Source organism: Streptomyces sp. NPDC046335 (assembly GCF_055587985.1).
In genome coordinates this window covers 527,960-542,389 of the sequence record NZ_JBVJFF010000003.1, presented here as the reverse complement: position 1 = coordinate 542,389, position 14,430 = coordinate 527,960, and the positions used below count along the sequence as shown (strand labels likewise).

The following is a 14,430-nucleotide window of genomic DNA, read 5'->3' as shown; positions in this document are numbered from 1 at the left end:
TGGGGATGTCCCCGGCCATACCCCCGGAAAAAAAGACGGGTCTGACATCTGTTTGGGGCTGTGGATAACCCTTGGCGTGCTCCTGTCCAGGGTTATCCACAGCCCCAACCGGAGCCTCAACTTCCGGGGCAGAGTCGGCGCATGACGAATCACAGCGAAGCAGCCGGCCCGATCGAGCCCGACGAGCCGATGAGGGTCGGCGAGCCGATCGCGCCGGAGAAGGCGATGAGTGTGGGCGACCCGGTCGCACTCGACGCTCCGACACATACCGGCGACCCGCTCGACGAGCCCATGGTCACCCTGCGAACCCCGGCCGAACTGGCGGACGCCTTGCCGTATTTGCTCGGCTTCAAGCCGGAGGAAAGCATCGTTCTCATCGCCCTGCACGGCGAACGCGGGCGGTTCGGTGGACGTGTGAGGCTCGGCATCCCCGAGCGCGCGGAGGACTGGGCCTGCGTCGCCGATCAGCTGGCCCAGTGTCTGGTGGGCGGTTGCGAGCGGCGGGGCGACCGACCCGACGGCATCGTCGCCTTCCTCTGCCGCGAGCCCGGCGCCGGGGATTCCGGACAGCAGATCGTGGAACGCCTGCGGCCGCTCGCGCAGGTGCTGCGCACGGCCTGCGGCGCCCTGGAAGTACCGGTGTTCGAGGTCGTGTGCATCTCGGACGGCCGCTTCTGGACCTACTGCTGTCCGGACACCCGCTGCTGCCCGCCGGAAGGCATCCCCCTGCTCAGGCCTGGCACTTCGGTCCTGGCCGCCGCATCGACCTACATGGGAGTCCGAGTGGATGCCACGCAGAGCCAGATCAGGGGCCGGCTCGCGCCGTGGGCGACCGGCGGCGCGGTGGAGCAGGAGCGCGCACTCGACGCCGCAGGCCTCGCGCTCATCCCCAGGATGCTGAGCGAGGAGGGTCACGACACCGCCGAGGAGACGCTCGAGCTGGCTCGCCGCATCATGGCGCGGTTGGCCGACGCCCCGCCGGTGTCCGGCACGTCCGCTGAGGACGGCAGGGACGACGAACTGATCGCACACGACGAGGCCGCCGCACTCATCATCGGCCTCCAAGTGCGTACGACGCGCGATCGCGCCGCGGCCTGGATGGAGGGCGATGCGGCACCCGCGGCCCTGCGGCTCTGGAGGGCGCTGGCGCGACGCTGTGTCGGCGCATACGCGGAGCACGCGGCGGCCCCCTTGTCCCTCGCGGGCTGGGTGGCCTGGTCCCTCGGCGACCTCGTGGAGGGACAGGAGGCCCTGGACATGGCGCTGTGTGCCGACCCGGAATACATGTTCGCCCTGCTTCTGCACCGCGCCTGCAACGAGGGCCTGGACCCGGAAGCCATCCGGCGCTGCCTGCGGAACAAAGGGGATGGCGGCGCCTCAGAAGCCGGGGCCTCCCAGCGGCCGTGGAAACCGGAGGACGCATCACCGGCGGAACAAGTCCCGAACGACCAAGGACTGAACGACCAGGGACCGAACGACCAGGGACCGAACGACCAGGGACCAGGCGACCAAGCACCAGACGACGAATCACCGAACGACGAATCACCGAACGACGGATCGCCCCAGCACGCGACGACGGAAAACAGCGCCACCCCTCGGCGCCGCCGCTGTCGGCTGCCGCGCTCGGCTGGAACACCCGACTCCGCCCCCTGGGGCAACACCCGCCCCTCCGGTGACACCGGCCCGGCGGCGCGGCAGAACCGGTGGCGCATGGCCAGGCGAGACGCGAGGAACGGCCGATGAGCCCGCTGCCCCACTGGACGGTCACCTTGGTGGCACGTCTGTGTTCCGCGGTGGCGTCCATAAGAAGTTGGCTCCATGCGGTCGGCTTCATGCTGCGGATGCGTGACTTGCGGTGGGTCGGAACCGTTCACCTGAGTGGCGGTATCAGTGGCCGTTGCAGGCCGCGGTATCACCCCCGACCTACCCGGGCCACGCAGCCAACGCCGAAGAAGCCGCCTCATGCCCCCTTCCGCTCCGTCTCCCGTATCCGACAGAGAGGGGCCCCAGCGGGACGCGCCGACCCCGGCTCGCTCGCCCGGCCCACCGGCCCCGGCATCGCGGCGCCCAGTCGGTCCCGCCGGTTCCGTCGAACTCCCGCCCGCGCACACGTCCCTAGTCTGCGTGGCCCTGCCCGCCCTCGTGATCTCCTCGGAACAGGGACAGTTGACCGGTCGAGGACTGGAAGGCTTCTACCGCGCGGGACGACGGATCCTGTCCCGTTGCCAGGTTCGCGTGGCCGGTCGCGAGCCGGTCCCGGTGCAGGCCCGCATGGTCACCGCGGACAGCGCCCGCTTCATGGCGACGTTGCGTCTGCCGACCGGTACCGGTCCCGATCCGGAGATCGTCGTCGAACGGGTCCGGCACGCCGACGGTATGGAACGGATCACCCTGCACAGTTCGGCCGTGCGCCCCCTGCGGCTGCCCGTCGAGGTCGCGCTCGCCACGGATCTGGCCGAGCTCGGCGCGGTCGCGTCCGGCAGGGCCGGGCCGGAGCTGCCGGCCTGCGTACACGCCTCCGGCATGCGATGGTCCTCCGCCGCGGGCGACTGCCTGGTCACGGCCGACCCGGCACCTGCCGACGCACTGGCCTCCGCCGGGCTGCTGCGCTGGGAGGTGGAACTGCCGCCGGGCGCTTCGCGGAGCCTGGAGCTGCGGGTGCGATCCGTCGGCGCAGGACCCGTCCGCGCGGCGGGACACGGCCCGACGCGTCCCCTCGCCGCGGCGAGGGCAGTCGGCGACGACGCCAGGGTGCAGCCACTCCTCGACCGATCCGTCGAGGACCTGCGGGCACTGCTGCTGCGGGATCACGAACATCCCGCCGACATGTACGTGGCTGCCGGCGCCCCGTGGCGCTGCGGACTCGCACCCGCCGAGGCGCTGGCCGCGGCCCGCATGACGCTGCCGCTCGGGACCAGACTCGCCGTCGGCACGCTGCGCACCCTGGCCCGCAGCCAACTCACCGGGCCGGACCTGCGGTCAGGCATGATCCCCGGTCCGCTGAGAGACGCGGGGCCACACCTGCCACCCGACTCCACGGGGACCGAGGCGACACTCCTCTTCCCGGCCCTCCTCGCGGAGGCATGGCGTTGGGGGCTGCCGAGCAAAGAGGTGGAGGAGTTGCTAACCGCCGCGGAGGGATGCCTGCGGTGGCTGCGCACCGCAGTGGGCGACCGAGCGTTCCTGCCGGACGCACAACCGAACGGACCGGTGCGCTGCATCACCCAGGCTCACGCCCACCGGGCCGCGCTCCTCGGTGCGGACCTACTCGACGCGTACGGCCGCGACGGCGTTGCCGAGCTGCGGCAGTGGGCCCAGTCGCTGCGGGACGCGTTCCGTGCGGAGTTCTGGGTGGAGGACCGGGCGGGCGGGCGACCGGCCCTGGCGCGTCTGCCCGACGGGCGCCTCGTCCCGCACCTCACCGGTGGAGCGGCCCACCTCCTGGACACCGGCCTGCTCGGATCGGGAGCGCTCGCCCCCGGACTGCTCGACAAGGTGCGGACCGAACAACTGGCCCGGCTGCTCGGCGGTCCCGCCATGGACTCCGGATGGGGGCTGCGCAGCCTGGGCGCGAAGGAGGTCGCGTACAACCCGTTCGGGCATCGGAGCGGGGCGGTCCGTGTACAGGAGACGGCGGTCGCCGTCGCGGGGCTTCTCGCGGCGGGCTACGAGAAGGAGGCGAGCTCTCTGCTGCGAGGCATGCTGTCGGCGGCCGAGAGCTTCGGCTACCGGCTGCCCGAGATGTACGCGGGGGAGCAGCGATCAGAGGGCGCGGCTCCGCTCCCGCACCCGGCCGCCTGCCGCCCGGCGGCCACCGCCGCGGCAGCAGGGGTGCACGTTCTCGCGGCGCTCGTCGGGATCCGGCCCGACGCACCGACGGGCACGGTGACGCTGCGGCCCGTCCCCGGCGCCCCGCTGGGAGAGCTGGGCCTGACCTCGCTGAGTGTCGCCGACGCCCCCTTCTCCGTACGGGTGAGCCGACTGGGTCTGGTCATGGTCGAGGAAGCGGCCGATGAACTGCAGTTGGGGGTGTGACCTGGCGACTACGGAGCCGGCTCCCGAGGAGGGGCAGCCGGGCGGCCGCTGAAAACGGGCCGGTAAGCAGTGGACGAAGGAGATGTTTATCGTCAGGCAGACGACTATGATCGCGGCATGTCGCCCTACGACCCGTCGGCCTTCCCGCCCTTCGCCGTCACCGTCGACCTGGTCGTGCTGACCGTGCGCCGCCACGCACTCTGCGCACTGGCCGTGCGGCGCGGTGAACAGCCCTTCCAGAGGCGTTGGGCACTCCCCGGCGGATTCGTCCGTCCCGATGAGGACCTGTCGTCCGCGGCGGCACGCGAACTGAGCGAGGAGACGGGTCTCTGCGCCCACGACCCCGCCGCCCCGGCCCAGGCCAACGGAGCGCACCTCGAGCAGCTCGCCACATACGGCAGCCCCGACCGCGATCCCCGGATGCGCGTCGTCAGCGTCGCCCACCTCGCCCTCGCCCCGGACCTGCCCGCACCCCGCGCGGGCGGCGACGCGCACAGCGCGCGCTGGGCGCCCGTCGAAACCCTGCTCGAAAAGGGTGGGTACGGACGCGAGGGAGAGCCGTCGGCGCCACTCGCGTTCGATCACGGACAGATCCTCGCGGACGGGGTCGAACGCGCCAGATCCAAGATCGAGTACTCCTCGCTGGCCACGGCCTTCTGCCCGCCGGAGTTCACCGTCGGCGAGCTGCGGCGGGTGTACGAGGCGGTGTGGGGCGTCGTCCTCGATCCCCGCAACTTCCACCGCAAGGTCACGGGCACCCCGGGCTTCCTCGTGCCCACCGGCGGCACCACGACCCGGCAGGGCGGTCGCCCCGCCCAGCTCTTCCGCGCGGGAGGCGCGACACTCCTCAACCCTCCGATGTTGCGCCCCGAGGTCTGACGCCGGCGTTCACCGCTGCCGCCGGTCGGCCCGCCGATTCGCCTTCCGCGCCATGCGGAGGGACACCAGCAACGGCCACCCTGCCCGAAAAGCCGTATATATCGCGTTATCTTGCTGTGGTACCCGCGGGGTTCGTCCCCCTCTTCCGGTGGAGGACGGGCCCCGGCCGCCGAGCGGTCGCACATCCTGCGAGAGAAGCGATGATCCAGGCCATCGGACTGACCAGCAATCCCCGCCAGGAGCTCCCGCCCGCCGTCGACGACGTGTCCTTCGAGGCACGCGCCGGCCGTGTCACGGCGCTGCTCGGCGCCGAGGCCGCCGGCAAGACCACGGCGTTGCGGCTCATGCTCGAACTCCAACAGGGCCGCGGTGTCACGTACTTCAGAGGACGCCCGCTCCACCGCATCGCCCAGCCCTCACGCGAGGTCGGCGTCCTCCTGGGCGAGGTCCCGGGCCATCCCGCGCGGTCGGTCCGCAATCACCTGCGGATGCTGTGTGCCGCCGTCGCGGTGCCCACCGGACGTGCGGACGACGTCCTCGAGGCCGTCGGCCTCGTCAGCCTCCGGGACCAGCGCCTCGGCACCCTGTCGCGCGGCATGGACCGCCGCCTCGGTCTGGCCTGCGCACTGCTCGCCGACCCGCACACCCTCGTCCTCGACGGCCCTGCCGAAGGACTCTCGGCCCGGGAAGGTGCCTGGCTCCACGAGATCCTGCGCGCCCACGCGAGCCGGGGCGGCACGGTCCTGTTCACCACCGGCGATCCCAAGGAAGCGGCGCGAACCGCCGACCGCGTCGTCACCCTGGATGCGGGGCGGCTCATCGCGGACCAGGAAGCCACGGACTTCGCACGGACCAGGCTCCGCCCCCGCGTCGCCGTCCTCACCCCCCACGCGGCCCGCCTCGGCGCGCTCCTCGCCAAGGAAGCCCGCGCGGCACGGCAACCCATCGAGGTGGTCAAGGAGGAGGGCAACAGACTTTCCGTATACGGCAGCAACTGTGCCGAAGTGGGCGAGACCGCGTACCGCCACGGCATCCTCGTCCACCAACTCGCCGACGAACTCGGCGACGCGGGCCCGTCCGCCCCTTCCGACCCGCCAACTCAGCCGAAGCCGAAGCCGAAGCCGAAGCCCCACCCGGAGCCGGAGCCGGAGCCGGAGCCGGAGCTGAAGTCGGAGTCGGAGTCGAAGCCGCAGGCGGAGCCGTCGCCGCAGGCCATCCCCGTCATCACCGCGTCGACCTCCAGCGACTCTCGCACGGCCGGCGTTGCCGGGCCGACTCAAGCCGAGGGCAAGCGGCAGGCGCCGTCCGCCCAGACCCGGGACGAGCCCCAGCCGCCGACCGCCCACGCCGGGGCGGACCTCCAGGCGCAGCCCGCCCGGACCTCCGACGAACCTCTGACGCCGCTGACCGAGGGCAGCCCCCCAGCCCAAGCCGACATCGGCACCCAACGCCGGACCGAAAACACGCCACAGAAGTGCCTCGCCCCAGCGACCGACGCGCGGACGGCAGGCGAGGCAGGACCTCCCCAGGCCGAGACGGCAGCCATCCGCCTCGTACCGCTCAAGGGCGGCGACACAGCCCCGCTGCCGCGGGGCGGCACCGCGTCACTCACCGGCGGGACCAATCCCCCCGCCCCGCCCCCTCCCTCCCCCGCGAACCCCGTCTCCGCTCTGCCGCCCCCCATCACCGTCCGCCCAGGGCGCACACCTCTGCGCCCCCTGCACTATGAACTGCGTCGCCTCGCAGGTGTCGGCACCGGCTACTTCACCCTGGCGGCCGTTCTCGCCGCGTCCGCCGTGGTCAGCCTTTTCCTGGCTAGGGTCGGGCACACACCGCGGCCCCGTCTGTTGGCGGCATGGCCGAGCGAACTTCCGTTGCCGCCCGCGGCCCTGGGTGCCGGGCTGCTGGGTGCGCTCGCTTTCGGCGATGAGTTCCGGCACCCCGCCCTCGCGACGGACCGGGGCACCGTCCCGCGCCGGCTGGGCCTGCTCGCCGCCAAGCTGCTCGTCGCCGCCGCCACGGCGCTGCTGCTCGGTGTGCTCGCGGTGGGTACCGATGCCGCGTTGCTTCACCTTGTATACGGAGAGGAGCTCTCGGGAGTTCCCGCGGACTGGCTTGTGTTGGGTGCGAGTTGGGCGGCCATGTTGGTGGGATGTGCGTGGGCGGGGGTGCTGGCTGCCGGAGTATTCCGTTCCACGACTGCTGGGCTCGCCGCGGTGCTCGCGGTGCCGATCCTCGTGGTGCCACTCGTACAGAAGGCCGTTGAGGGGACTGCTGTGCGGTCGGCGGCGGGGTTTCCGGGGCGGTTGCGGAACCTCGCGCTGGTTCAGTGGCCGTTCGGCAGTGAACGCTATCTGGCGGCCGGGGTTCGCATGATCACCCAACCCGTGGGTACTGCACTGATGTTGTCGCTGACCACCTTGCTCTGTGCGTATCTGCTCACCACGGTGCGCAGCAGGGTCAGAGGATGACCGTCCGGTGCCCTCGGCTGCGGACCTGCGCACAACTCCCGTACGACGCTCATTTCTTTCCGATAAGGCGTCAATTGCGGCGGGGTGAGCGATCACCCTTTCGTGTGCTTTTCACCAAAGACCTCAAGGGAGTTGGGGGCCACGCCGACAACTGATCCGTGAGTACCCTTGCGCACACCATGATGTCCACCGCCCGCTCCGCCGACTCCGGTCTCTCGGGTCCGGGCGACCTCGACCGCTACCCCTACGCGGAGTCCCATGGCCGGGACCGCGTAGTCGCCCCCGTGTGGGACGGCCCCGACCAGGACCTGGGGCGTGTGGGCCGGCGCGCCGCGGGCAGCCGCGGCCGCGGGCTGCACGGCCAGCTCGTCCAACAGCTCGGTCAGATGATCGTCTCCGGCGACCTCGGCGCCGACCGCCCGCTCGTCCCCGAGGAGATCGGCCAGCGCTTCGAGGTCTCCCGCACCGTCGTCCGCGAGTCGCTGCGAGTGCTGGAGGCCAAGGGCCTGGTCAGCGCCCGTCCCAACGTCGGCACGCGCGTGCGTCCCGTCAGCGACTGGAACCTCCTGGACCCGGACATCATCGAGTGGCGTGCCTTCGGGCCGCAGCGCGACGACCAGCGCCGCGAGCTCGGAGAGCTCCGCTGGATGATCGAGCCGCTCGCCGCCCGCCTCGCCGCGGGGCACGGCCGTGAGGAGGTGCAGCAGCGCCTCGCCGACATGGTCGAGATCATGGGCCACGCCTTGGCGCAGGGTGATGCGCTGACCTTCTCCCGTGCCGACGCCGAGTTCCACTCGCTGCTCATCCAAGTTGCCGGCAACCGCATGCTCGAGCACCTGTCCGGCATCGTCTCGGCCGCCCTCCAGGTCTCGGGCGGGCCGGTCACCGGCTGTGACCGCCCCAGCGAGAGCTCCCTGGTCCACCACTCCCGCGTCGTCGACGCCCTCGCGGCGGGCGACGGTGCCGGTGCCGAGGCCGCCATGCGGCAGCTCCTCACCGTCCACCCCGAGGTGGAGCGCGTCGTCCCCGCCCCCCGCGAGCACTGACCGCGTTCTCATGCCGCCGTCGTGCGCGCGCCTCGCCGCGGTGTTCCGTCGCTTCTGAGTGACGACGGTTCCGCTCGGCAGGTGTCGCCGGATCGCTGCGGGCTCCCATGAGCTCAGCGCGGTCCGGCGGCGAGATCGCGAGGATTGTTTCGTGGGGTATCGGGGGATCATTCGTGCATGCGTATAGGTAGCTTCTGGCCGTATATAGAGGGTTTTGATCACTTACGGGGTGTGACTCGGGCCACGTGGATTGGGCGTAACGCTCCAAGGAACAGCGCGATGACCTAAGAGGTGATAGCCGAGGAGGGAATACAGCGGTCGTTCGTGACGCTGTGAAGCTCCCCGGCCCCCGCCCGCGCCGTCGGCCCAATCCCCTGCCGCCGGTCGTCGGCTCCGGTCCACAATGGACGGGGCCGGAAGCCGTTTTCCAACGTTCCGAGAGGTTGTTCGTGTCGGCCAGCACATCCCGTACGCTCCCGCCGGAGATCGCCGAATCCGTCTCTGTCATGGCGCTCATCGAGCGGGGAAAGGCTGATGGGCAGATCGCCGGCGATGACGTGCGTCGTGCCTTCGAAGCTGACCAGATTCCGGCCACTCAGTGGAAGAACGTTCTGCGCAGCCTCAACCAGATCCTCGAGGAAGAGGGTGTGACGCTGATGGTCAGTGCCGCGGAGCCCAAGCGCCCCCGCAAGAGCGTCGCAGCGAAGAGCCCGGTCAAGCGCACCGCGACCAAGACGGTCGCGGCCAAGACCGTCACGGCGAAACCCACCGCCACGGCCGCCACTGAGGCGCCGGCCGGGGATGACGCCGACGACGCGCCCGCGAAGAAGGTCGCAGCCAAGAAGACGACGGCGAAGAAGGCCGTCGCAAAGAAGACCGCCGCCAAGAAGACGGCGGCAAAGAAGACCACGTCCAAGAAGGACGCCGACGAGCTTCTGGACGACGAGGCGACCGACGAGACGCCCGCCGCCGGCAAGCCCGCCGAGGGTGAGCCGGCCGAGGAAGGCGCCCAGGGCTTCGTACTCTCCGACGAGGACGAGGACGACGCGCCGGCTCAGCAGGTCGCCGCCGCCGGTGCCACCGCCGACCCGGTCAAGGACTACCTGAAGCAGATCGGCAAGGTCCCGCTCCTCAATGCCGAGCAGGAGGTCGAACTCGCCAAGCGCATCGAGGCCGGCCTGTTCGCCGAGGACAAGCTGGCCAACGCCGACAAGCTCGCCCCGAAGCTCAAGCGCGAGCTGGAGATCATCGCAGAGGACGGGCGCCGCGCCAAGAACCACCTCCTGGAGGCCAACCTCCGTCTGGTGGTCTCCCTGGCCAAGCGCTACACCGGCCGCGGCATGCTCTTCCTGGACCTCATCCAGGAGGGCAACCTCGGTCTGATCCGCGCGGTCGAGAAGTTCGACTACACCAAGGGCTACAAGTTCTCCACGTACGCCACCTGGTGGATCCGTCAGGCGATCACCCGTGCCATGGCCGACCAGGCCCGCACCATCCGTATCCCGGTGCACATGGTCGAGGTCATCAACAAGCTGGCCCGTGTCCAGCGCCAGATGCTCCAGGACCTGGGCCGCGAGCCCACCCCGGAGGAGCTGGCCAAGGAACTCGACATGACCCCGGAGAAGGTCATCGAGGTCCAGAAGTACGGCCGTGAGCCGATCTCCCTCCACACACCCCTGGGTGAGGACGGCGACAGCGAGTTCGGTGACCTCATCGAGGACTCCGAGGCGGTCGTTCCGGCTGACGCGGTCAGCTTCACGCTCCTCCAGGAGCAGCTGCACTCCGTCCTGGACACCCTGTCCGAGCGTGAGGCGGGCGTGGTCTCCATGCGCTTCGGCCTCACGGACGGCCAGCCCAAGACCCTCGACGAGATCGGCAAGGTCTACGGAGTGACGCGTGAGCGCATCCGCCAGATCGAGTCGAAGACGATGTCGAAGCTGCGTCACCCGTCGCGCTCTCAGGTCCTGCGCGACTACCTGGACTAGGCGACAAGAGTCACCACCGCGCGACCGAAAGGCCCGAGCCCTCTTTCGAGGTTTCGGGCCTTTCGCGCGGGTGCGCGCTCTGTGACTGTGCATGACTCTGGGTAGGCGTTGGAGCCCAGAGTGAGGAGATCGCATGCGTGGTCACATCGTCCGAGCATGGACGGGGGCAGTGGCCCTGGCGGCCGGGGCCGCCGTGCTGCCGCTGGCCGCCCCAGGGCCCGCCGCAGCCGACAGCGTGGTCGTCGGGGGCGGCCCGGTCCAGGTGTCCGACCATCCCTGGGTGGTAGCGATCGCCAGCCGTGACCGGTTCGGGGGCACCCGATCGGGGCAGTTCTGCGGCGGGGCCGTGGTCGGCCGGACAACGGTTCTCACGGCGGCCCACTGCGTGAGCGCCGCCGTGCTCGGTGTGCCGCTGAGCGAGGTGCGGGACTTGAAGGTCATCGCGGGGCGCAACGACCTGCGGACCTCCGAGGGCAGCGAGATCACCGTGAGTGGCGTCAAGACCAACCCGGAGTACAACAGCTCGACCAACTCCGGCGATGTGGCGGCGCTGACCCTGGCGGACCCGCTGCCGGAGTCGTACGTGATTCCCATGGCGGGCCAGGGTGATCCCGCTTACCGGGCGGGGACGCCGGCCGCCGTCTACGGCTGGGGGGACACCACGGGGAATGGGCAGTACGCGCGCTCGCTGCACGCGGCGAAGGTGCACGTACTCGCTGACACGGTGTGTGAGCAGGCGTATCCGGGCAGCGTCGACGGGAAGTACCTGGCCACGACCATGCTGTGTGCCGGTGAGCCGCAAGGCGGCAAGGATGCCTGTCAGGGGGACAGTGGCGGGCCGCTGGTGGCCCAGGGCCGACTCATCGGCCTGGTGTCCTGGGGGAGCGGCTGCGGCCGCCCAGGGCGCCCTGGTGTCTACACGCGGATCTCGGACGCCGCCAAAGTCGTTCGCGCGCGTGGCTGACGCCCGCAGGCGTCCAGGGCGGGCGGTGCGGGAGGCCTGAGACCCCTGAGACGGGGCTCAGAGGCCCCTGTGACGAGAGCGGGCGGCGGCCCCTGCTGGTAGGGCAGGGGCCGCCGCCCGTCGCCGGCCTGGTGCGCCGGAGCTGGCTCGTCGTGGTTGCGAGGTGTCAGCGTTCCTCTTCGGATGTGGTCTCCGGAACGGCGGTCAGGCGCTCCGTCTCATCCTGTATCTCAGCGGCGATCTTCTTGAGTTCCGGCTCGAACTTGCGACCGTGGTGGGCGCAGAAGAGCAGTTCACCGCCGCTCAACAGGACGACGCGCAGGTATGCCTGGGCGCCGCAGCGGTCGCAGCGATCAGCGGCCGTCAGGGGGCTCGCGGGGGTCAGAACAGTAGTCACGTCGCCTCTTCTCTAGCTCGACGAGCTGTCGTACCAGGGTCAACATCCAACCAGGCCGAAAACGTTCCCGCTCGTGGCTTTTCCTCGAAAATTTCTTCCGAGAGGTTGTCCGTTGCCGGTTGGCGGCGAATGTGCCGTATTGCGTCTCTTACGAGTCTTACGGTTTCGCGCTGTCTGTCAGGTCGGGTCCTCCCGGCTGGCTTGCCGGTCGTTCATGAGGACGTGCCCGGAGCCTAAATGGTTCATGCCTCGAAGGGAACGTGACGTGCGCTTCACTCCATCGAGCGATCGAACGCGTATGCGAGTCTGGACTAGTCTGAGTTGAGCCGAGGGTGGCGTTACAACGGCTCTACCAGGCCTCGGTACCCTCTGACGGGCAACCGCAGCCGAGCCCTTACCCCAAAGGGCCCCCTTTGAAATTCAGCGAGGAGCGAACCGCGTGACCGCCGATACGTCCGTGCCGTCCACAGCGTTGCTGACCGGAGCAGACCGGGACGGTTCCAACTACACCGCGCGGCATCTCCTCGTCCTGGAGGGACTGGAGGCGGTCCGCAAGCGTCCTGGCATGTACATCGGGTCCACGGACAGCCGTGGCCTGATGCACTGCCTGTGGGAGATCATCGACAACTCCGTCGACGAGGCCCTTGGCGGGTACTGCGACCACATCGAGGTCATCCTCCATGACGACGCCTCCGTGGAGGTGCGGGACAACGGCCGCGGCATCCCGGTGGATGTCGAGCCCAAAACCGGCCTCTCCGGAGTCGAGGTCGTCATGACCAAGCTGCACGCGGGCGGCAAGTTCGGCGGTGGCTCGTACGCTGCCTCCGGCGGCCTCCACGGCGTGGGCGCCTCCGTGGTGAACGCCCTGTCCGCGCGCCTCGACGTCGAGGTCGACCGCGCCGGGCACACGCACGCGATCAGCTTCCGGCGGGGTGTCCCCGGCGCCTTCGCGAAGTCGGGCCCGGACGCCGCCTTCGACTCGTCGGCGAAGCTCACCAAGGTCAAGAAGGTCCCCAAGGCACGTTCCGGCACGCGCGTGCGCTACTGGGCGGACCGGCAGATCTTCCTGAAGGACGCCAAGCTGTCGCTGGAGAACCTCCACCAGCGTGCCCGGCAGACCGCTTTCCTGGTCCCGGGACTGACGATCGTGGTGCGCGACGAGCTCGGCCTCGGCGACGGCGGCTCGAAGGGTGAGGAATCCTTCCGCTTCGACGGCGGCATCAGCGAGTTCTGTGAGTACCTGGCGCAGGACAAGGCGGTCTGTGACGTCCTGCGGTTCTCCGGGCAGGGCACCTTCAAGGAGACGGTGCCGGTCCTGGACGAGCACGGCCAGATGACCCCCACCGAGGTCACCCGTGAGCTGACCGTGGACGTGGCGATGCGCTGGGGCACCGGCTACGACTCGACGATCCGGTCGTTCGTGAACATCATCGCCACCCCCAAGGGCGGCACCCATGTGAGCGGCTTCGAGCGTTCGCTGACCAAGACGATGAACGAGGCGATGCGCAGCCAGAAGGTGCTGCGGGTGGCCGAGGACGACATCGTCAAGGACGACGCCCTCGAGGGCCTGACCGCGGTGGTCACCGTCCGCCTCGCCGAGCCGCAGTTCGAGGGACAGACCAAGGAGGTCCTCGGCACCTCGGCCGCCAACCGCATCGTGGCGAACGTCATCGCCAAGGAGCTCAAGGCGTTCCTCACGTCCACCAAGCGGGACGCGAAGGCGCAGGCCAGGGCCGTGATGGACAAGGCCGTGGCCGCGGCGCGCACACGTATCGCCGCCCGTCAGCACAAGGACGCCCAGCGCCGCAAGACGGCCCTGGAGTCCTCCTCGCTGCCGGCGAAGCTGGCGGACTGCCGCAGCGACGACGTGGAGCGCAGCGAGCTCTTCATCGTGGAGGGCGACTCCGCGCTCGGCACGGCCAAGCTGGCGCGGAACTCCGAGTTCCAGGCGCTGCTGCCGATCCGCGGCAAGATCCTCAACGTGCAGAAGGCGTCCGTCACGGACATGCTGAAGAACGCCGAATGCGGCGCGATCATCCAGGTCATAGGAGCGGGGTCGGGGCGGACCTTCGACATCGACGCGGCCCGCTACGGGAAGATCATCCTGCTGGTCGACGCCGACGTCGACGGCGCGCACATCCGGATCCTGCTGCTGACCCTCTTCCAGCGCTACATGCGGCCCATGGTCGAGGCGGGCCGCGTGTTCGCCGCGGTGCCGCCGCTGCACCGGATCGAGCTGAGCCAGCCCAAGAAGGGACAGGAAAAGTACGTCTACACGTACTCCGACCGGGAGCTGCGCGAGACGCTGCTCGAGCTCCAGCGCAAGAACGTGCGCTACAAGGACTCCATCCAGCGCTACAAGGGCCTGGGCGAGATGGACGCCGACCAGCTCGCCGAGACCACGATGGACCCGCGTTTCCGCACCCTGCGCCGGATCAACATCTCCGACCTGGACTCCGCCGAACAGGTCTTCGACCTTCTGATGGGCAATGACGTCGCGCCCCGCAAGGAGTTCATCACCAGTTCCGCGGCGACGCTGGACCGCTCGCGCATCGACGCCTAGCGGGCACCTTCACGGCAGTGGGGGGGGGGGGGGGGGGAGGGGGGGGGGGGGGGGGGGGAGGATGACGAACAAAAAGAGGTAAGGAGAGGG

General features: G+C 70.1%; 9 protein-coding genes. 8 read left to right on the top strand and 1 reads right to left on the bottom strand.

What is annotated here, in order from left to right; genetic code table 11:
• The first annotated feature begins 141 nt into the window (after positions 1–141).
• From ACZ6JY_RS09030 to ACZ6JY_RS09000, 7 genes are all read left to right on the top strand, one after another.
• On the top strand, positions 142–1,743 hold the full coding sequence (locus ACZ6JY_RS09030) for a DUF4192 domain-containing protein (RefSeq protein WP_469193749.1): 1,602 nt from the start codon (positions 142–144) through the stop codon (positions 1,741–1,743).
• A 219-nt stretch (positions 1,744–1,962) separates the two neighbouring features.
• Positions 1,963–4,035: a glycogen debranching N-terminal domain-containing protein gene (locus ACZ6JY_RS09025; RefSeq protein ID WP_469193747.1), complete on the top strand. Its 2,073-nt coding sequence runs from the start codon at positions 1,963–1,965 to the stop codon at positions 4,033–4,035.
• Positions 4,036–4,152: 117 nt separating this feature from the next.
• Positions 4,153–4,914, top strand: coding sequence for an NUDIX hydrolase (locus ACZ6JY_RS09020; protein WP_469193746.1), 762 nt, complete (start codon positions 4,153–4,155; stop codon positions 4,912–4,914).
• A 200-nt stretch (positions 4,915–5,114) separates the two neighbouring features.
• Positions 5,115–7,385, top strand: a complete 2,271-nt coding sequence (locus ACZ6JY_RS09015) for an ABC transporter ATP-binding protein (protein ID WP_469193744.1) — start codon at positions 5,115–5,117, stop codon at positions 7,383–7,385.
• A gap of 158 nt (positions 7,386–7,543) precedes the next feature.
• Complete coding sequence (locus ACZ6JY_RS09010) at positions 7,544–8,431, top strand: FadR/GntR family transcriptional regulator (protein WP_447040421.1); 888 nt, start codon at positions 7,544–7,546, stop codon at positions 8,429–8,431.
• A gap of 443 nt (positions 8,432–8,874) precedes the next feature.
• Positions 8,875–10,416: an RNA polymerase sigma factor gene (locus tag ACZ6JY_RS09005; RefSeq protein WP_469193742.1), complete on the top strand. Its 1,542-nt coding sequence runs from the start codon at positions 8,875–8,877 to the stop codon at positions 10,414–10,416.
• 133 nt (positions 10,417–10,549) lie between these two features.
• Complete coding sequence (locus ACZ6JY_RS09000) at positions 10,550–11,380, top strand: serine protease (protein WP_469193740.1); 831 nt, start codon at positions 10,550–10,552, stop codon at positions 11,378–11,380.
• 166 nt (positions 11,381–11,546) lie between these two features.
• On the opposite strand, the gene ACZ6JY_RS08995 is transcribed toward ACZ6JY_RS09000, so the two are convergent.
• A complete protein-coding gene (locus ACZ6JY_RS08995) occupies positions 11,547–11,777 on the bottom strand; it encodes a DUF7455 domain-containing protein (protein ID WP_062780115.1) in 231 nt (76 codons plus the stop codon).
• Positions 11,778–12,216: 439 nt separating this feature from the next.
• On the opposite strand from ACZ6JY_RS08995, the gene ACZ6JY_RS08990 reads away from it, so the two are divergent.
• Positions 12,217–14,340 carry a DNA gyrase/topoisomerase IV subunit B gene (locus tag ACZ6JY_RS08990; RefSeq protein WP_469193737.1) on the top strand — a complete coding sequence of 708 codons (2,124 nt, stop codon included), beginning with the start codon at positions 12,217–12,219 and terminating at the stop codon, positions 14,338–14,340.
• Positions 14,341–14,430 lie beyond the last annotated feature (90 nt).

Excerpts from the sequence above, each read along its gene's own strand:
- ACZ6JY_RS09030 (WP_469193749.1), top strand. The coding sequence starts at position 142 with ATGACGAATCACAGCGAAGCAGCCGGCCCGATCGAGCCCGACGAGCCG.
- ACZ6JY_RS09020 (WP_469193746.1), top strand. The coding sequence starts at position 4,153 with ATGTCGCCCTACGACCCGTCGGCCTTCCCGCCCTTCGCCGTCACCGTC.
- ACZ6JY_RS09015 (WP_469193744.1), top strand. The coding sequence starts at position 5,115 with ATGATCCAGGCCATCGGACTGACCAGCAATCCCCGCCAGGAGCTCCCG.
- ACZ6JY_RS09025 (WP_469193747.1), top strand. The coding sequence starts at position 1,963 with ATGCCCCCTTCCGCTCCGTCTCCCGTATCCGACAGAGAGGGGCCCCAG.
- ACZ6JY_RS09000 (WP_469193740.1), top strand. The coding sequence starts at position 10,550 with ATGCGTGGTCACATCGTCCGAGCATGGACGGGGGCAGTGGCCCTGGCG.